20 protein-coding genes are annotated in these 16428 nt (G+C 57.7%); 6 read left to right on the top strand and 14 right to left on the bottom strand.

What is annotated here, in order from left to right; genetic code table 11:
- Nucleotides 1-27 precede the first annotated feature (27 nt).
- The 8 genes from IF205_RS03205 to hisB form a co-directional block, all read right to left on the bottom strand.
- Nucleotides 28-345, bottom strand: a complete 318-nt coding sequence (locus IF205_RS03205) for a YciI family protein (protein ID WP_259781853.1) — start codon at nucleotides 343-345, stop codon at nucleotides 28-30.
- A gap of 659 nt (nucleotides 346-1004) precedes the next feature.
- Complete coding sequence (locus IF205_RS03200) at nucleotides 1005-1493, bottom strand: GNAT family N-acetyltransferase (protein ID WP_259781852.1); 489 nt, start codon at nucleotides 1491-1493, stop codon at nucleotides 1005-1007.
- 6 nt (nucleotides 1494-1499) lie between these two features.
- Nucleotides 1500-1868 carry a histidine triad nucleotide-binding protein gene (locus IF205_RS03195; protein ID WP_259781851.1) on the bottom strand — a complete coding sequence of 123 codons (369 nt, stop codon included), beginning with the start codon at nucleotides 1866-1868 and terminating at the stop codon, nucleotides 1500-1502.
- Between the two features lie 47 nt (nucleotides 1869-1915).
- Nucleotides 1916-2245: a phosphoribosyl-ATP diphosphatase gene (locus tag IF205_RS03190; protein WP_259781850.1), complete on the bottom strand. Its 330-nt coding sequence runs from the start codon at nucleotides 2243-2245 to the stop codon at nucleotides 1916-1918.
- A gap of 2 nt (nucleotides 2246-2247) precedes the next feature.
- Complete coding sequence (gene hisF, locus IF205_RS03185; protein WP_259781849.1) at nucleotides 2248-3027, bottom strand: imidazole glycerol phosphate synthase subunit HisF; 780 nt, start codon at nucleotides 3025-3027, stop codon at nucleotides 2248-2250.
- A 4-nt stretch (nucleotides 3028-3031) separates the two neighbouring features.
- A complete protein-coding gene (hisA, locus tag IF205_RS03180; protein WP_259781848.1) occupies nucleotides 3032-3751 on the bottom strand; it encodes a 1-(5-phosphoribosyl)-5-[(5-phosphoribosylamino)methylideneamino]imidazole-4-carboxamide isomerase in 720 nt (239 codons plus the stop codon).
- 13 nt (nucleotides 3752-3764) lie between these two features.
- A complete protein-coding gene (gene hisH / locus IF205_RS03175) occupies nucleotides 3765-4391 on the bottom strand; it encodes an imidazole glycerol phosphate synthase subunit HisH (RefSeq protein ID WP_259781847.1) in 627 nt (208 codons plus the stop codon).
- Nucleotides 4392-4560: 169 nt separating this feature from the next.
- The gene (hisB, locus tag IF205_RS03170; protein ID WP_259781846.1) at nucleotides 4561-5160 is read right to left on the bottom strand and encodes an imidazoleglycerol-phosphate dehydratase HisB; all 600 of its coding nucleotides are present in this window, start codon (nucleotides 5158-5160) and stop codon (nucleotides 4561-4563) included.
- Between the two features lie 302 nt (nucleotides 5161-5462).
- Between hisB and IF205_RS03165 the strand changes: the two genes are divergently transcribed.
- The 5 genes from IF205_RS03165 (at nucleotide 5463) to IF205_RS03145 (ending at nucleotide 10666) form a co-directional block, all read left to right on the top strand.
- Entirely contained in the window at nucleotides 5463-6623 is a 1161-nt protein-coding gene (locus IF205_RS03165) for a caspase family protein (protein ID WP_259781845.1), read from the top strand.
- A gap of 116 nt (nucleotides 6624-6739) precedes the next feature.
- Nucleotides 6740-7990 (top strand): caspase family protein, encoded by a 1251-nt coding sequence (locus tag IF205_RS03160; protein WP_259781844.1) that lies wholly within the window; start codon nucleotides 6740-6742, stop codon nucleotides 7988-7990.
- Between the two features lie 70 nt (nucleotides 7991-8060).
- A complete protein-coding gene (gene hslV, locus IF205_RS03155; protein WP_259781843.1) occupies nucleotides 8061-8612 on the top strand; it encodes an ATP-dependent protease subunit HslV in 552 nt (183 codons plus the stop codon).
- Nucleotides 8613-8615: 3 nt separating this feature from the next.
- A complete protein-coding gene (gene hslU, locus IF205_RS03150) occupies nucleotides 8616-9926 on the top strand; it encodes an ATP-dependent protease ATPase subunit HslU (RefSeq protein WP_259781842.1) in 1311 nt (436 codons plus the stop codon).
- A 269-nt stretch (nucleotides 9927-10195) separates the two neighbouring features.
- A complete protein-coding gene (locus tag IF205_RS03145; RefSeq protein WP_259781841.1) occupies nucleotides 10196-10666 on the top strand; it encodes a hypothetical protein in 471 nt (156 codons plus the stop codon).
- An 8-nt stretch (nucleotides 10667-10674) separates the two neighbouring features.
- Here the strand turns inward: IF205_RS03145 and IF205_RS03140 are convergent, their stop codons facing one another.
- The 5 genes from IF205_RS03140 to IF205_RS03120 are packed head-to-tail and all read right to left on the bottom strand — an operon-like array spanning nucleotide 10675 to nucleotide 14486.
- Entirely contained in the window at nucleotides 10675-11031 is a 357-nt protein-coding gene (locus IF205_RS03140; protein WP_259781840.1) for a helix-turn-helix domain-containing protein, read from the bottom strand.
- Nucleotides 11028-11591, bottom strand: a complete 564-nt coding sequence (locus IF205_RS03135) for a Smr/MutS family protein (RefSeq protein ID WP_259781839.1) — start codon at nucleotides 11589-11591, stop codon at nucleotides 11028-11030. The genes IF205_RS03140 and IF205_RS03135 overlap by 4 nt, the downstream gene beginning before the upstream one ends.
- Complete coding sequence (locus IF205_RS03130) at nucleotides 11581-12273, bottom strand: LutC/YkgG family protein (protein ID WP_259781838.1); 693 nt, start codon at nucleotides 12271-12273, stop codon at nucleotides 11581-11583. The genes IF205_RS03135 and IF205_RS03130 overlap by 11 nt, the downstream gene beginning before the upstream one ends.
- Nucleotides 12270-13718 carry a LutB/LldF family L-lactate oxidation iron-sulfur protein gene (locus IF205_RS03125; RefSeq protein WP_259781837.1) on the bottom strand — a complete coding sequence of 483 codons (1449 nt, stop codon included), beginning with the start codon at nucleotides 13716-13718 and terminating at the stop codon, nucleotides 12270-12272. The genes IF205_RS03130 and IF205_RS03125 overlap by 4 nt, the downstream gene beginning before the upstream one ends.
- 3 nt (nucleotides 13719-13721) lie before the next feature.
- Complete coding sequence (locus IF205_RS03120; protein ID WP_259781836.1) at nucleotides 13722-14486, bottom strand: (Fe-S)-binding protein; 765 nt, start codon at nucleotides 14484-14486, stop codon at nucleotides 13722-13724.
- Between the two features lie 192 nt (nucleotides 14487-14678).
- On the opposite strand from IF205_RS03120, the gene IF205_RS03115 reads away from it, so the two are divergent.
- Nucleotides 14679-15203 (top strand): PAS domain-containing protein, encoded by a 525-nt coding sequence (locus IF205_RS03115; RefSeq protein WP_259781835.1) that lies wholly within the window; start codon nucleotides 14679-14681, stop codon nucleotides 15201-15203.
- A gap of 7 nt (nucleotides 15204-15210) precedes the next feature.
- On the opposite strand, the gene mltA is transcribed toward IF205_RS03115, so the two are convergent.
- Entirely contained in the window at nucleotides 15211-16410 is a 1200-nt protein-coding gene (gene mltA, locus IF205_RS03110; protein ID WP_259781834.1) for a murein transglycosylase A, read from the bottom strand.
- Nucleotides 16411-16428 lie beyond the last annotated feature (18 nt).

Below are 16428 nucleotides of genomic sequence, written 5' to 3'. Positions count from 1 at the left end.
ATTGCTGAGGTCACGGTCGGCGGTACCTCAAATTTTTATGTCGATGCCTTCCGCCACAATAATATCGCCGCCAATATCCAGATGCGGGCAGGATTGTGCCATCCCCTGAGCCTCGTCCAAAGTCTCGGCTTCCACAACACTGAACCCTGATACAGGGACAGCGCCGCTGCCTTCGGTCACGCCCGAAGCCTGAACCGTAACCGAACGGGAAAATGGCATGCCGGGATAGATATAGGCAGCCCCCAGACTTTCCGCCCAGGCAAGCCATCTGGCCATATGCGCCTGGCCTTCTTCTCTGTTTTCAAAACTGTCCCCACCCCGGTAAATAAATGCAAATTTCGCCACGATAACACTCCTATTTCTGTGTCTGCTGTTCCCTTCGGGGTGAAACGCGTTGCCGACACCGACCGTTATCGGAAGAGGCCAAGGCCGACCTTCGTCAACCAGCCCTTCCTTCACGATAAATCGGATAGGCGACACGCAACCGCACACCTGAAGAGGCAGACAGCTCTACGCCTTCAAATATTTGAATTCAGACGCAATATTTTGGGAAATTTCCCTCGCATCATCCGGATTCTTTGGACGATGATCTGGGAAGGATATCAGGCCATTGAGCCGAATATCATGTCCTGGATTTCAGACACAGGACGAACGTCAACAACAACAACATCGGTCCGGCAGGACGCCCCTTTGAAATTCTCCAAAGCGACCGTCATCCTGTAACCCCGGCATCCGGATGCCCCAATCCTGTGTTACATAGGCAGGAATTACTGTTTCCCACATGGGCCTGTCTCCAGCTGACATTCCCCGTTCAACAGATCAACCTGTTCAACGGGACTATTGATGCCTGTTTCCGACTGGAAGATTGCCTTCCATCCGCTATTCAATGGCATCTCGCAATAAAGAACAGTATCTACCTCAATACCGCAACCCATATTTGGGTCATGCTCACAAATTAAGCGTTTGAGGTAACTTATATAGAAATGAACCGAAGGCCCTGCTTCCTACACTGGCGCAACGTAACGGATATAGAAATCACCAGCCTCTCCCGTCGGCCGCATGCCGATCTTTTCCGCCACGCCGATCGACCCTGCATTATCCGGGTGGATATCGGCAATCACCCGCGACAGTTCCAAGGTTGATAAGGCATGGGCCAGCACCGGCCGAGCCGCCTCAGTCGCATAGCCCCGGCCCCAGCAGTCAGGGATCAACCGCCAGCCGATTTCCACGTCATCCCTATCCGGGATCAGCAGGACCCAGCCGATAAACCGGTCGGGATTGTCTTTCTCAAAGATCGACCAATATCCCTGCCCCGGCGGATAGGCCCTTGTGATCCGGTCCAAAACAAAGGTCCGGTGACGAACGGGGTCGTCCCACGGGCCTTCAATGAATTTGGTCACACCGGGCTGCCGGTCCATGGCAAGACAGGCGTCCAGATCCTGTAAGCCACGCGGACGCAGGATCAGGCGGTCCGTCTCAAAGGACGGCTGCATAGCGGTTCAGGCCGGTGCCTTGGCCAGCATGCCCTTCATGTCGCGCTTGCCGAAGATATGGATATGCAGGTGGGGCACTTCCTGATGAGCATCGCGGCCATGGTTGGCAAGGATACGATAGCCGCTTTCATGGACGCCCTGTTCGCGCGCCACATGACCGACCGCACGAATAAAGCCTGCGATTTCGGCATCCGTTGCCTTGTCGGAGAAATCATCGAGGGAGACATAGGCCCCTTTCGGGATCACCAGCACATGGCAGGGCGCCAGCGGGTTGATGTCATGGAAAGCCAGGGCGAAATCGTCTTCATAGACCTTGTTGCAGGGGATTTCGCCCCGCAGGATTTTCGCGAAGATATTCTGATCGTCGTAAGGCATCTGTCTTCCCCTGTGTCTGGATAGGTTCTTTGCGTCAGTATTGCCGATCAGTCTTTTGGGCGCGACTGTTTTTCGGCGATGCCGGAAATGCCCTGACGGCGGGCCAGTTCGGCGATCACATCCTGCGGCGTCAGGCCCTGATCAGCCCAAAGCACCATCAGGTGGAATAAAAGATCGGCGCTTTCCGAGGTCAGCTTCTCGCCGTCCCCCTTCATCGCCTCGATCACCACCTCAACGCCTTCCTCCCCCACTTTCTGGGCAATTTTGGCCGTGCCTTTGGAGAAAAGACGCGCGGTGTGCGAGGTCTCGGGATCGCCTCCCTTGCGGCTTTCAATCGTGGCGAAAAGGTCTTCCAGAACCTGCCAGTCGCTGCTCATGGTCATTCTCCCGCCTTCTGGCTGATCGGGCGCACGGTCAACCCCGCCTTGGTCATATGATCCTTGGCTTCGGCAATGGTATATTCACCGAAATGGAAGATCGATGCCGCCAACACGGCAGAGGCATGGCCCTTGGTCACCCCTTCCACCAGATGATCCAGATTGCCGACACCACCGGATGCGATTACCGGCACGGAAACCGCATCGGCAATGGCCCGGTTCATTTCGTTATTGAAACCTTCTTTGGTGCCGTCGCGATCCATGGAGGTCACCAGCAGCTCACCCGCGCCCAGTTCCACCATTTTCTTGGACCATTCAACGGCGTCCAGCCCGGTTTCCTTGCGACCGCCATGGGTGAAGATTTCCCATTTTCCGGGTGCAACGGTCTTGGCGTCGATCGCCACGACGATGCATTGGGACCCAAAGCGTTCGGCGGCTTCGCGCACGAAGTCCGGATTGTGGACGGCGGCTGTATTGATGGAGACCTTGTCGGCGCCTGCCAGCAACAGCTTGCGGATATCGTCGACCGTGCGCACGCCACCGCCGACGGTGAGCGGCATAAACACCTCTTCCGCCGTGCGGGCGACCACATCAAAGATGGTTTCGCGGTTGTCGCTGGAAGCCGTGATGTCCAGGAAGCACAGCTCATCCGCACCGGCGGCGTCATAGATTTTCGCCTGTTCAACCGGATCGCCCGCATCGCGAAGGCCGACGAAGTTCACGCCTTTGACGACGCGGCCATCCTTCACATCCAGACAGGGAATAATACGTGTGGTCAGCATGCGCTTAGCCTTTCAGGAGGCTGAGCGCCTCGCCTAAGTCGATCTCGCCATCATAGAGCGCGCGACCGGAAATGGCCCCGGCAATCACGCCGGTCGCCTTCAATTCTTCCAGGTCCTTGAGTGAGGAGACCCCGCCGCTGGCGATGATGGGTATGGAGACGGCCTCCGCCAAGGCACGGGTGGAATCCACATTGGGGCCCTGCATCGCACCGTCACGGTTGATATCGGTATAGATGATCGCCGCAACGCCTGCGTCTTCGAACTGTTTCGCCAGATCAACCGCAGAGGTCTCGGTCGCCTCCGCCCAGCCTTCCACGGCGACAAAGCCGTCGCGGGCGTCGATACCGACGGCCACCTGACCGGGGAATGCCTTGCAGGCCTCACGCACCACCTGCGGGTCCTTGACGGCAACCGTGCCCAGGATCACGCGGGACAGGCCGCGTTCCAGCCAATCCGCCACCTGCGCGACAGAGCGGATGCCTCCACCCAGTTGCACCGGCATGGAAACCGATTTCAGGATGCTTTCAACAGCCTCGGCATTGACCGGCTTGCCTTCAAAGGCCCCGTTCAGGTCCACCACATGCAGCCATTCGGCCCCGGCATCCTCGAATTTTTTGGCCTGGGCGCCCGGGTCGCTGCCGAAAACCGTGGCCTTGTCCATGTCACCGCGCAACAGGCGCACACATTGACCGTCTTTCAAATCAATAGCGGGATAGAGGATCATGAGACTAGGGTCCTTACGGTTTCCAGTTTAGGAAGTTGCTGATCAGGCGCAGGCCGGTTTCCTGGCTTTTCTCCGGGTGGAACTGGGTGCCGACAAGGTTGTCCCGGCCGATCACGGCGGTCAGTTTCTCACCATAGTTCACGGTAGCTAACAAATGGGCCTCGTCGTCCGGCAAATAGTGATAGCTGTGAACAAAGTAGGCATAATCCCCATGTTCCAGGCCTTCCAGCACCGGATGACGGTGTTCGATCTGAAGCTGGTTCCATCCCATATGGGGGATTTTCAGGCTCGGGTCACTGGGTTCTATCGCCACCACCCGGCCCTTGATCCAGTCCAGGCCCGGATGGTCGCCGAATTCCTCGCCGACGGTGGCCATCAACTGCATGCCCACACAAATGCCGAGGAAGGGACGCCCGCCCTCGATCACCACGCGGGTCAGCATCTCTTCCATGCCGGGCACGGCGGCCAGTCCCTTGCGGCAGTCCTTGAAGGCCCCGACGCCGGGCAGCACGATATGATCGGCACTTTCCACCAGTTTGGGATCATCGGTGACAAGTACCTTGCGGTCGGTCATCCGCTCAAACGCCTTGGCGGCGGAGCGCAGGTTGCCCGATCCGTAGTCGATAATTGCGACAGTCATTTTATGGTCTCAACACTCTAAGCTTATCGCGAATATTGTCGTCATGGCCGGACTTGATCCGGCCACCCACGAACCACATCGACATTAGTGATTTCGTGGGTACGCGGGTCTAGCCCGCGCATGACGCATGAAGAGGAGGCTGCGAAATCCACCGCGTCCCCTGCTTGCCTCAAAGAGAACCGCCAAGCGTTCCCTTGGTACTGGGCACCTCATCGGCCTTGCGCGGATCGATCTCGATCGCCACGCGCAGGGCGCGTGCCAGCCCCTTGAAGCAGGATTCGATGATATGGTGGTTATTCTCACCGTAGAGATTTTCCACATGCAGGTTCATGCCTGAGGACTGCGCAAAGGCCTGGAACCATTCCTTGAACAGTTCCGTGTCGAAATCGCCCAGCTTGTCACGGGTGAAATTCACCTTCCAGACCAGATAGGGCCGGTTCGACAGGTCCAGCGACACGCGGCTCAACGTCTCGTCCATGGGAATATAGGCATGGCCGTAACGGGTGATGCCCTTACGGTCGCCCAGCGCCTTGGCCACGGCCTCGCCCACCACATAACCACTGTCCTCAGTGGTGTGGTGATAGTCGATATGCAGGTCGCCCTCGGCCTTCAGATCCAGGTCGATCAGGCTATGTCGGGAAAGCTGCTCCAGCATATGGTCCAGGAAACCGATGCCGGTCGACACATTGTATGTGCCGTTGCCGTCCAGTTTCACTGTGCCGGAAATGCGGGTCTCTTTCGTGTTCCGTTCAACCGTCGCCTGACGCATAACGCAAGTTTCCTGATCTGATACTAAAGCTATGTTGCGCTGCACTTTTATCAATTCCCGGAACGAAAGGCCAGCAACGAAAGCAGCATAGCCTTGTGCGATTGCGTCAAAACCGGGTTTATAAACTCTTTATAATAAAGTCTTTGAAAGAAAATTTTATTTATAGTAGTGCTTTGTTCTGGTTTTGATCCTGGGGAAACAGTTCAAATGAGGGGGGACTGACCACAATGCGGTTGGCTGTTGTTATTCTTATTTCGTTAATGGTCGCATCCTGTGCACCAAAAAAGTTTACCGAAAAACCCATGCAGGATTTTGATGGTGGCGGCAAATATACCTATGACATCACACCGGAAGGCCTGATCGTCTATACCCAGGCCAGCCAGTATCAGTTTATGCCGGACACCGCCGCTCTGGTGGAGGAATGCAAATCCATCGTCAGCGACGCCAAGCTGGCCTTGGAACGGGAACATGAATTGAAACTGGAAAATGACACCAAGGACCGCATCCGCATCTCTACCGCCTATAACGGCATTACCGGCATCAATACCTGCAGCGCCAAGGGCATCTATGCCTACGCCAAAGATAGTGGCGGCGATATCGCCCAGTCCGATCTGGTCGGTATCCAATACCCGTTTGCCCGCGGCCCGGCCAATCCCGATGCCGTCGCCATTCTGGTGGGAAACAAGACCTACAAGCACAAAGACGTGCCGGAGGTTCGCTTTGCCTATAATGATGTAGAGGCCATGCGCCAGTTCCTGGTGAAGGCCATGGGCTATGACCCGGATAATGTCATCGTCGTGAAAGATGGCACCAAGGCAGCACTCGACGCCTATTTCGGCACGAAGACCAATCCCCAGGGCCGCCTGGCGGACAAAATCCGGCCCGGTGCCAGCGACGTATTCGTCTATTATTCCGGCCATGGCGTGCCCGGTCCGGATGGTGGCGGTTATCTGCTGCCGGTCGATGGATTGCCGGAAAAGACGGAACTCTCCGCCTATGACACCCGTGTGCTGATCGACAATCTCAACAAATCCCACGCCCGCAGTGCGGTCGTCATGATGGATACCTGTTTCTCCGGCCTGTCGGACGCAGGTGCGGTTGTGAAAAACGCCTCCCCCGTCTTCATCAAGGCTGCCCTGCCGACCAAACTCAGCAAAGGCGTGATCCTGTCTGCTGCAGGCGGCGATCAGATAGCCTCCTGGGACGCCAATGCAAAGCTGGGACTGTTCACCCGTTATTTCCTGGAGGGAGCCGCCGGGGCCGCCGATCAGTTGGGTAACCGGGACATGAAAATCAGCCTGGATGAGATAACCCAATATCTCCGCGAGGAAGTGACCTATCAGGCCCGCAGCCAATATGGCCGCCGTCAGGTACCGGAAATTTCAGGCGAGACCAACGCCGCCGACCTGATTGCCGTCACAAACACCAATTTCCCGGGCATGGACCCCAAAAACCTCTACTAGGCGTTTCAGCCTTCCCCGTTTTCCGAACCGTCTGTGAAGAAACTCACAGACGGTTCTTATCTTTTCGGGTCTAAGTCAGGCTGACAGTGATATCCCCTCTCCTGCCGGCCGGAGCCATGACGCGTTATTTCTCCCTCATCGTAATCGCTTTCCTTCTTGGCGCCTGTTCACCAACCCGGTTCACGGACAAGGTGATGCAGCCCTTTGAAGGTGGCGGCAAATATGCCTATGACCGCACCGCCCATGGCATTACGGTCTATTCGGCCTATGAAATCCGCTCCTTCCCGCCTCATGTGTCGAGGACTGCGGACAGATGCCGCCGCATCATCGAACAGGCCCGCAACCTGATCGAGACCAGTGAAAACCTCGCCCTGGAACCGCAGCCATATGGTGAGGTCGAGATTTCCAGTACCTATGAAGGCGGCGGATGGACGGCCTGCAACGGACGGGCCTATTACCAGAATCTCAAGCAGGAAAAACCACGGCGCAGGCGGATCGTCGATCTGCCCGAAGACGGCGCGCCGGTGACCTATCCCTTTGCCAGGGGTCCGGAAAACCCCGATGCCCTGGCGGTTCTGGTCGGCAACCGTCATTACCGCGATCCGGATATCCCGGAAGTCCGCTATGCCTATAACGATGTGGCGGCCATGCATCAGTTCCTGGTGAAGACCATGGGCTATCGCCCGGATCGGGTCTTTATACTGAAAGACGCCACCAAGGCCGATCTGGACGCCTATTTCGGCACGAAGACCAACCCCGACGGCCGCCTGGCGGACAAGATCAGGCCCGGCCAAAGCGAGGTATTCGTTTACTATTCCGGCCATGGCATTCCCGGTGCGGATGGTCGCGGCTCACTTTTGCCCAGCGACGGCCATGCTGCCGAAAGCCGTATTTCCACCTATGACAGCCAGGTATTGATCGACAATATCAACAAGGCCCGCCCCCATCGCGCGGTCGTGATGCTGGACACCTGTTTCTCCGGCCTGTCGGACGCGGGCGCGGTAATCCAAAATGCCTCACCCGTCTATGTCACGGCAACGCTGCCGGGCAAGCTGGACAACGGGGTCATCCTGTCGGCGGCGGCGGGGAACCAGATCGCCTCCTGGGATCGGCAGGCGCATCTTGGTCTCTTCACCCGCTATTTCCTGGAAGGGGCAGCCGGGGCCGCCGACAGGTTTGGCGACAATGACCAAAAGGTCAGCCTGGGGGAGTTGGAACACTATCTGCGCGAAGAGGTCGCCTATCAGGCCCGCAGCCAGTTCGGCCGCCGCCAATATCCGGAAATCGCCACCAGCAACCAGACCATGACCATCGCCCCGGTGGTTGCCGCCGACTTCCCCGGCATGGCACCGGGAACAGATAACTAATTGCGGCAAATTTGCGAAAAAAGCCGCTCTTATATTGACGCTTGCGTTCCTCTGGCCCATATCCGGGAACATGACAAACGAAACCAATCCTCCCATTTTCCACGGCACCACCATTCTGTCGGTTCGCAAGAACGGGAAGGTTGTGGTCGCCGGTGACGGCCAGGTCAGCCTGGGCAATACAATTTTCAAGTCGAACACGCGTAAGGTGCGCCGCATCGGCGACGGCAGCGTGGTGGTCGGCTTTGCCGGCGCGACGGCGGATGCCTTCACGCTGTTTGAGCGGCTCGAAGCCAAGCTGGAGCAATATCCGAAACAGTTGACCCGCGCCTGTGTTGAACTGGCCAAGGACTGGCGTACGGACCGTTATCTGCGCCGCCTGGAAGCCATGATGGCGGTTGTGGATCAGGATGTCTCGCTGATCCTGTCGGGTACCGGCGATGTGATCGAGCCGGAAGACGGCATCATCGGCATCGGCTCCGGTGGCTCCTTCGCCCTGTCAGCAGCACGCGCACTTTACGACATTGACGGCCTGGAGGCCGAGGATGTTGCCCGCAGGTCGATGAAAATCGCCGCGGATATCTGCGTTTACACCAATAACAATATCATTCTGGAGAGCTTGTAAGACATGACCTCCTTCAGCCCTCGTGAAATCGTTTCGGAACTGGATCGTTTTATTGTCGGCCAGAATGACGCCAAGCGTGCGGTCGCCATTGCGCTGCGCAACCGCTGGCGTCGGCAACAGCTAACCGGCGACATGCGCGAAGAGGTTCTGCCGAAAAACATCCTGATGACCGGCCCGACCGGTTGCGGCAAGACCGAAATCGCCCGTCGTCTGGCGAAGCTGGCCAATGCGCCTTTCATCAAGGTCGAAGCCACCAAATTCACCGAAGTCGGCTATGTGGGCCGCGACGTGGAACAGATCATCCGTGATCTGGTCGAAGTGGCGATTACCATGGCGTCCGACCATCAGAAACGCGAAGTCACCGCCAAGGCCGAGTTGAATGCCGAGGACCGCGTTCTCGACGCGCTGGTGGGTGAAACCGCCTCCGACGCCACACGCCAGTCCTTCCGCAAGAAACTGCGCGAAGGCGAGCTGGACGACAAGGAAATCGAAATTCAGGTCCAGGACAATGCCTCCATGTCCATGCCGACCATGGATATCCCCGGCATGCCGGGCGCCAGCATGGGCATGATCAACCTGAACGACATTTTCGGCAAGGCCTTCCCGGGCCGTACCAAGCCGCGCAAGCTGACGGTCAAGGACAGCTATAAGATTCTGGTATCGGAAGAGGCTGAAAAACTGGTCGATCAGGAAAAGATCACCCGTGAAGCCATTGAGAATGTTGAACAAAACGGTATCGTCTTCATTGACGAGATCGACAAGATCACGATCCGTTCCGACCGTCAGGGCGGCGACGTCTCCCGCGAGGGGGTACAGCGTGACCTGCTGCCGCTGTTGGAAGGCACATCGGTTGCCACCAAACACGGCACGATCAAGACCGACCATATCCTGTTCATCACCTCAGGTGCCTTCCATCAGGCGAAACCGTCCGATCTGCTGGCGGAACTGCAGGGCCGCCTGCCGATCCGCGTCGGCCTGAGCCCCCTGACAGAAGCCGATTTCGGCCGCATTCTGCGGGAGCCGGAAAACAGCCTGATCAAACAGTATGTCGCCCTGCTGGGCACCGAGGATGTCACCCTGGACTTCCAGGAAGAGGCCATCGACCGCATCGCCCAGCTCGCAGCCGAGATCAACCAGACGGTTGAAAACATCGGCGCACGGCGTCTGCACACGGTGATGGAACGCCTGCTGGAGGACATCAGCTTCACTGCCACCGACCGCAGCGGCGAGACCATCGAGATCACCGCCGATCTCGTCTCCCACAACGTCGGCGACCTCGCCAAAGATACCGACCTCAGCAAGTTCATCCTGTAACAGGCCGATATTACAGAAAATAAAAAGCCCCCGGATGACGTGTCCGGGGGCTTTTTCGTGCCTGAAACGTCATGGCCGGACTTGATCCGGCCACCCACGAACCACATCGACATCAGCGATTTCGTGGGTACGCGGGTCAAGCCCGCGCATGACGGTTTCCTTTGTGCGCAACGAACTGCCATTTCACCTGTCCTGTTGCGGGAATGCTTTTATTGTTACCGCATTGCTTCTTTGATAGGTGATACGGTGCATCACACAAGGGAAACGGCATGCAGGACAATGTGACCATGACCGATAGGGCGTCGGCCGCCCGTCCGAGCTTCCGCCGTAACGCCGCCAGCGTTTTTATCGCCTTTGTCCTGGGCACAGTTGCAAGCGGATGTCTGCTTTATCTGACCGTCCAGGGAATGATGGCCGGCTTGATACCAGAAGAAATGATTGATGACTTCCTGAAGGATTCACCCTATCTGGCGCTGGTTGCGGCGGTTCTCTACCTGCCCTATCCGCTGGTCTCTGTTGGTAGCGGCGTAATCGCAGCGGAAGTCATTGTCCCGCGATGGGGCAGCAAGGGATCTGTTCTGATTGTGGCCGTCGGCATTCTGGCGGGTTTTGCTTTTTCGAAAGTTGATTTCCTGTTCTATAAGGATTCCATGATCGGCATCGTGGCGTCTGCCGTTTCCATTCTGGCCTATTGGTTATTTGCATGGCTGCCGTCCATACAATCCGGCAAAATGGCTTAGTCCTTCTATTAGGTCTCAGACCTAATAATGTCCAGAATTTGCCTGATTTTCTCGTCATCCAGCTTGCGGATGTTGGTGGCGAGCAGGTTCGCCAGTTCCGTCGCGTCGGGGCTTAATCCCGCCGTATCGACGGTGATTTTGGGGTGGGAAAGCCGCGCCAGATGCTGCAATTCCTCAGCTTCATCCCAGATGATATTGAAATACTGGCAAATCTGATGGGTCAGGATGGCGGTCGGGCGGCCGCGGCGGCCATGTTCCAGAGCCGAGAGATAGGCAGACGAAACCTGAAGAGACTGGGCCATCTCCTTGAGGGTAACGCCTTTTTTCCGGCGCAGTTCGCGCAGTTTCTCACCGAAGGGTGTCATTTATCCCTCTGCCGCTTGATCAGGACATAAAGCGCGCCTTCCCCGCCGTCGCGTTGCTGGGCATAGGAGAAGGACAGGATGCGGCTGCGCAGCGCCCCTTCGTTCAGCCAGCGCGGCACATTGTCCTTCAGGATGCCGCGCCCCTTGCCGGTGACGATGATCACACAGCGTTTCTGCATGGCATAGGCATTTTCTATAAAGCCGATCAGCACACGATGGGCCTCTGCCTGGGTCATGCCATGCAGGTCCAGCTTGCCGTCGATCTGCATGCGGCCCTTACGCAGGCGGTTAGCCGTGCGTTTGTCCACGCCCGGGCTTTCGCCATGGGACAGGGCTTGCGTTTTCTGGCTCTTGCCTGTCTTGGGGGGCGTCGTCGGGTGATAGCCCTTGGGCAGAGCAACGCGTTTGCGTTGCGCCGGGGCCTGAACGGCGGTTTCGGTTTCCGGCAGTTCCGGATGGGTCGTGAAGGGCGAGTAAACGCGGTCCCGCTTTTCCAGCGGTTTTATGCTTCGTTTGACCGTATCCCAGAGGCTACGGTCCTCGTCCTTCTTATTCGCCATCAGCCACCAGCAGGATATGCAGTTGATGCGGCCCATGCGCGCCCAGCAGGATGGTCTGTTCGATATCGCCGGTGCGCGACGGCCCGGTGATCAGGTTGACAGTACGCGGCAGGTCCCGGTCCCCTTTTGCCGCCTGACGGTCCCGCAGTTTCTGCCAGATATCCTCATAAGCACCCTGGATATCGCTTTCCTTCAACACCACCAGATGAGTTTCCGGCAGGAAGTTCAGCGTGGTCGGCCCATCCGGCCCGGATAACAGCGCCAGGGTACCTGTTTCGGCAATGCCGCCAAACGCCATGGCAAGGCTGATCAGGTCATCTCCCTGCGATGCGCCTTCACTGACGGTCAGCACCGGCACGTCATCCCAGGGCAGGCTCTCCAGGGTCTCATGGGTCGCCATTTTAAGGCGCTGCGGCAGGTTATGCTGTGTCAGATAGCGGCTGACCGCCTCCGGCACCTGTTTCAGGGAGTCCAGGCGATCCACGGTGGACTGGACCCCTTCCGCCATAAGGATGAACAGGTCCACCTGTTTGTCTTTTGGCAGTTTGGAGCGTTCCGGGATCAGGCCCGCCTGATGCGCCTCGAGACGGCATTGCACGGCTGTCCGGCGGTTGCCGTCATCCTCCTTCACCGAAAGCGAGTTGCGGATATTACCCAGGATCTGGTCACGGGCACTGGTCATGAGCGGTCTCCCTTTGCGGAAGGTGCGCGACGCCCCCCCTTCTCCTGCCAAAGCTGTTGGAATGTCTTACCCTGCGGTGCGGGCATTTCCCGGTGGTCGGTCCATCCCTTGGCCATCGGCAGGTTATAGAAACTGCCCTGCTTGCGGCCCAACGCCCCGAGAAGACGCGACTGGATGCCGGTCAGCCGCTGATAAAGTTTTGGCCGTTTGGCGAGGGATGCCCATAAGGCGAGCCCCCAACGGACGGATTTCGGCGCAAGACCCGTCTCATATTCCTTTTGCCGGTAATGGCGCATCATCTTGGGCAGCGGAATACGCATGGGACAAACCTGTTCGCAGCGTCCACAGAAGGTAGAGGCATTGGGCAGGTGATGCGCCTCTTCCACCCCGATGAAACTAGGCGTGAGAACTGCTCCCATAGGTCCAGGATAAACCCAGCCATAGGCATGACCGCCCACTGCGCCATAGACCGGACAGTGGTTCATACAGGCCCCGCAGCGGATACAGCGCAGCATATCCTGGAATTCCGTGCCCAACATGGCGCTGCGACCGTTATCCAGCAGGATCACATGATATTCTTCCGGCCCATCCGGGTCCTCGTCACGTTTCGGCCCGCTGGAGAAGGTCGTATAGGAGGAAAACTCCTGGCCCGTGGCCGACCGCGCCAGCACACGCAGGATCGCGCTGGCGTCTTCCAGGGTCGGCACGATCTTTTCCAGGCTGGCAATCACCACATGCGCCTTCGGCATGGTCTGGGTCAGGTCGCCGTTCCCCTCGTTGGTGACGATAACGCTGGTTCCCGTCTCCGCAATCAGGAAATTCGCGCCGGTGATCCCGACATCGGAATCCAGATATTTCTGGCGCAGGACCTGGCGGGCCTCCTGGATAAGCTGCGTCGGCTCCTCCAACTGGCGGTCCGGGTCCAGGTCCTTGTGTTTACTACGGAAATTCTCCGCCACCTGTTCCTTCAGAACATGGATGGCCGGGGCAATAATATGGCTTGGCGCTTCATCGCGAAGCTGGATGATATATTCACCCAGGTCAGTCTCGACCACTTCCAGGCCTTCCCCCTCAAGCGCGGTGTTGAGGGCGATTTCCTCCGACACCATGCTTTTGCCCTTGGTGACCATTTTGGCGTCCAGCGACCGGCAGATGTCGATCACATGGTCGCAGGCTTCCTTGGCATTGCGCGCCCAATGGACCTTGCCGCCCTGTTCGGTGACACGGGCCTCGAACCGTTCCAGATAGAGGTCGATATGGGCAAGGGTATGGTTTTTGATATCGCGGGCCTGATCGCGCAGGTCTTCGAATTCCGGCAGCTTTTCCGCCGCCGCCGCGCGCCGCTCCACAAAACCTACCTTCATCTTGGAAAGCGCGGTCTGCAGGGTGGCGTTGCCCATGGCCTCATGGGCGTTTTCCCTGAATTTGAAACTGGTCGATTGCATGGCCTAATCCCCCGTCCCTTCAGCAATGGCCGGTTCGTCACCCATATCGGCCAGCACCTCCGCCACATGGCGGACCTTGATATCGCTGCCCTGGCGTTTCAATTTACCTGCCATATTCATCAGACAGCCCAGGTCCCCCGCCAACAGCGTATCCGCGCCCGTGGCTTTGATATTGTCGGTCTTTTCCTCAACCATCTTGTTGGAAATCTCGGGATATTTGACGCAAAACGTACCGCCGAAACCGCAGCAGACCTCTGCCCCCGGCAGTTCGGTCAGCGCCAGACCGTCGACCGACCCCAGAAGCTGACGGGGCTGTTGCTTGATATCCAGCTCCCGCAGGCCGGAACAACTGTCGTGATATGTTACCTTGCCGGAATATTCGGCTGTAACCTTGTCAACTTTCAGGACATCAACGAGGAATGAGATCAATTCATAGGTGCGCATGGACAATTGATGCGCACGGGCGGACCATTCCGGATCATCCGTGAACAATTCGGGGTAATGCTCCCGGATCATTGCCGCGCAGGAGCCCGATGGCGCCACGACATAATCAAAATCCGCGAAGGTATTGATCACCTGTTTGGCGATGTCACGACTGTCTTCATTGTCGCCGGAGTTGAATGCAGGCTGACCGCAGCAGGTCTGAGCCTCAGGGACGGAAACCTCACATCCCGCCTCTTCCATAAGTTTCACCGCCGCAAAACCGATTTGCGGACGGAACATGTCCACCAAACAAGTAACAAACAGGCCGACCCTTGGCTGTTCCATTCAAGTAACTCCTGATCCAGAAGCGATATTTATCTTTTTCCTGGTCATGAGTATTACCCGACGCAAGAGGGAATGGCAAAAGCCGGAACGGTTTCATCAAGTTTAAGGACAGCATTGGAGAATATTACGGAATGCTTTATAGGAGGGCCAACGGCAAAGTTAGAACAGCGATGACAAAGGCGGTACCCGTCTATGCACCTGCGCCCCCAGATCAAAGATCCCAATTTCCTGCGGCTGTATGATCACTGGCAATCAATCCGTATGGAACGGCCCGTGCCTCTGCGGGCGGATATCGACCCGACCGCCATCGGGCGAAGCCTGCGGTATGTCTGGCTTTATGAATATCTGGACGAGGAAGACACCTACCGCTGCCGGCTGGCAGGCGAACATATTCAGGAAGCCTTCAAACGCAGCATGTCCGGGCTGTTGATCAATCAGATCTATTCACCGGATATTGCGGCCCTGGTTCGCGGCTACTGGGACAAGATGCGCAACGCCCGGGCCATCGTCCACGGGGAATCCATCAGTCCTGCCAAGGATGACAACACCTATCTCCGATCCCAGCGCCTGATGCTGCCATTGGCATCAGAAGACGGTGCCATCCGTCATATCTTCGGCATGACGCGTTACGATTTCGACACTTTCGATTTTGATATCAGTACGGGGATCGACGGCAGCCACCTCGACATCATCCCCTGTGCGGATCTGGAAGATTAGGTCAGGCTCAGGACGCGGCAGCCATACGTGCGGCCAGCGGATTGGGCAGCAACAGGAAATAGCGTCCCGGGCTTTTCATGCGGCCTGCCTTTTCCAAAGCCGGTTCGCCATATCCCCAGAAAAAATCACCACGCACAGCGCCCTTGATTGCGCTGCCTGTGTCCTGGGCCACCATCAGACGGCGCAGGGCCTTGTCATGCTGTGATGGCCAGACCGTATCCAGCCAGATCGGCGTGCCCAGGGGCACGAATTTCTTATCCACGGCCAGGCTTCGTTCCGGGCTTAACGCCACGCCCTGGCTGCCGATCGGACCATCGCCGTCCAGCTTGCGGAAGAAAATGAAACGCGGATTGACCGCAAACAGCGCACTGGCCTTGTCCGGATTGTCCGCAATCCATTTCTTGATACCATCCCAGGAGGCCTGATGCGGTTTCAACTCACCGGCATCAATCAGATGGCGGCCAATGGATTGATAGGCATGGCCGTTATGTCCGGCAAAACCAACCCGCACGACCTTGCCGTCGGGCAGAACCACCCGGCCTGAACCCTGAACCTGCAACAGGAAGACATCGACCGCGTCGTCGATCCACAGCAGTTCCAGCCCCTTGCCGTCCAACTGCCCGGACTCGATTGCGCCGCGCTTCGGATAGGGTTTGAATTTGCCCTTTTCCACCCGGCCAACAAGATGGCGTCCCTTCAAATCCGCGGCAAATTGCCCCAGATCGACCGTTACCAGATCATCCGGTTTGGCATAAAGCGGATAGCGATAGGTCTCATCCGGTGTCAGCGAGCCATGCAGCTCTGCCTCGAAATAGCCGGTGAACAGGCCATCCGTCTTGCCATTCTGACTGATCCGGAAGGGCGTGAATTCCCGTTCGATCACCGCGCGGGCGTGATCGCTGTCCAGACTGCCCAGATCGGTGATCTTCCGGCAGGCATCCTGCCAGTCGGATGCATAGGACTGGATCAGCTTGCTGCCCACCTGCGCCGTTGCAGGCAGGGACAGGATCTTGCCGCAGCTTCGGGTCAGCGCAGTCCAGGCGCCTTCCTGGCTTCCATCCTGCCAGCCCGGAAGTTCGTCAAATCCCGCTTTCTCCACCAACACCGCTTTCGCAGGCTTTTTTTCGATGGGTTTTTTCGGGGTACAGGCGGCCAATGCCGCGCCCAGTGCAAGGGTCGCGGCAAGGTGAAAGAACCGGATTTTCATGGAAATCAGACCGTGGCT

It is taken from the genome of Aestuariispira ectoiniformans, from assembly GCF_025136295.1.
GTDB classification, from domain to species: Bacteria; Pseudomonadota; Alphaproteobacteria; order UBA8366; family Aestuariispiraceae; genus Aestuariispira_A; species Aestuariispira_A ectoiniformans.
Note: the sequence above shows the minus strand (reverse complement) of the source record. Positions and strands in the feature narration are given on the sequence as shown.

Coding starts and splice junctions, on each gene's coding strand:
- mltA (WP_259781834.1), bottom strand. CDS start 16,410: ATGAAAATCCGGTTCTTTCACCTTGCCGCGACCCTTGCACTGGGCGCG.
- IF205_RS03145 (WP_259781841.1), top strand. CDS start 10,196: ATGCAGGACAATGTGACCATGACCGATAGGGCGTCGGCCGCCCGTCCG.
- hisA (WP_259781848.1), bottom strand. CDS start 3,751: ATGATCCTCTATCCCGCTATTGATTTGAAAGACGGTCAATGTGTGCGC.
- IF205_RS03160 (WP_259781844.1), top strand. CDS start 6,740: ATGACGCGTTATTTCTCCCTCATCGTAATCGCTTTCCTTCTTGGCGCC.
- IF205_RS03165 (WP_259781845.1), top strand. CDS start 5,463: ATGCAGGATTTTGATGGTGGCGGCAAATATACCTATGACATCACACCG.
- IF205_RS03140 (WP_259781840.1), bottom strand. CDS start 11,031: ATGACACCCTTCGGTGAGAAACTGCGCGAACTGCGCCGGAAAAAAGGC.
- IF205_RS03190 (WP_259781850.1), bottom strand. CDS start 2,245: ATGAGCAGCGACTGGCAGGTTCTGGAAGACCTTTTCGCCACGATTGAA.
- IF205_RS03200 (WP_259781852.1), bottom strand. CDS start 1,493: ATGCAGCCGTCCTTTGAGACGGACCGCCTGATCCTGCGTCCGCGTGGC.
- IF205_RS03125 (WP_259781837.1), bottom strand. CDS start 13,718: ATGCAATCGACCAGTTTCAAATTCAGGGAAAACGCCCATGAGGCCATG.
- IF205_RS03120 (WP_259781836.1), bottom strand. CDS start 14,486: ATGGAACAGCCAAGGGTCGGCCTGTTTGTTACTTGTTTGGTGGACATG.
- IF205_RS03130 (WP_259781838.1), bottom strand. CDS start 12,273: ATGACCAGTGCCCGTGACCAGATCCTGGGTAATATCCGCAACTCGCTT.
- hslU (WP_259781842.1), top strand. CDS start 8,616: ATGACCTCCTTCAGCCCTCGTGAAATCGTTTCGGAACTGGATCGTTTT.
- IF205_RS03115 (WP_259781835.1), top strand. CDS start 14,679: ATGCACCTGCGCCCCCAGATCAAAGATCCCAATTTCCTGCGGCTGTAT.
- hisB (WP_259781846.1), bottom strand. CDS start 5,160: ATGCGTCAGGCGACGGTTGAACGGAACACGAAAGAGACCCGCATTTCC.
- hisF (WP_259781849.1), bottom strand. CDS start 3,027: ATGCTGACCACACGTATTATTCCCTGTCTGGATGTGAAGGATGGCCGC.
- IF205_RS03135 (WP_259781839.1), bottom strand. CDS start 11,591: ATGGCGAATAAGAAGGACGAGGACCGTAGCCTCTGGGATACGGTCAAA.
- hslV (WP_259781843.1), top strand. CDS start 8,061: ATGACAAACGAAACCAATCCTCCCATTTTCCACGGCACCACCATTCTG.
- IF205_RS03195 (WP_259781851.1), bottom strand. CDS start 1,868: ATGCCTTACGACGATCAGAATATCTTCGCGAAAATCCTGCGGGGCGAA.
- hisH (WP_259781847.1), bottom strand. CDS start 4,391: ATGACTGTCGCAATTATCGACTACGGATCGGGCAACCTGCGCTCCGCC.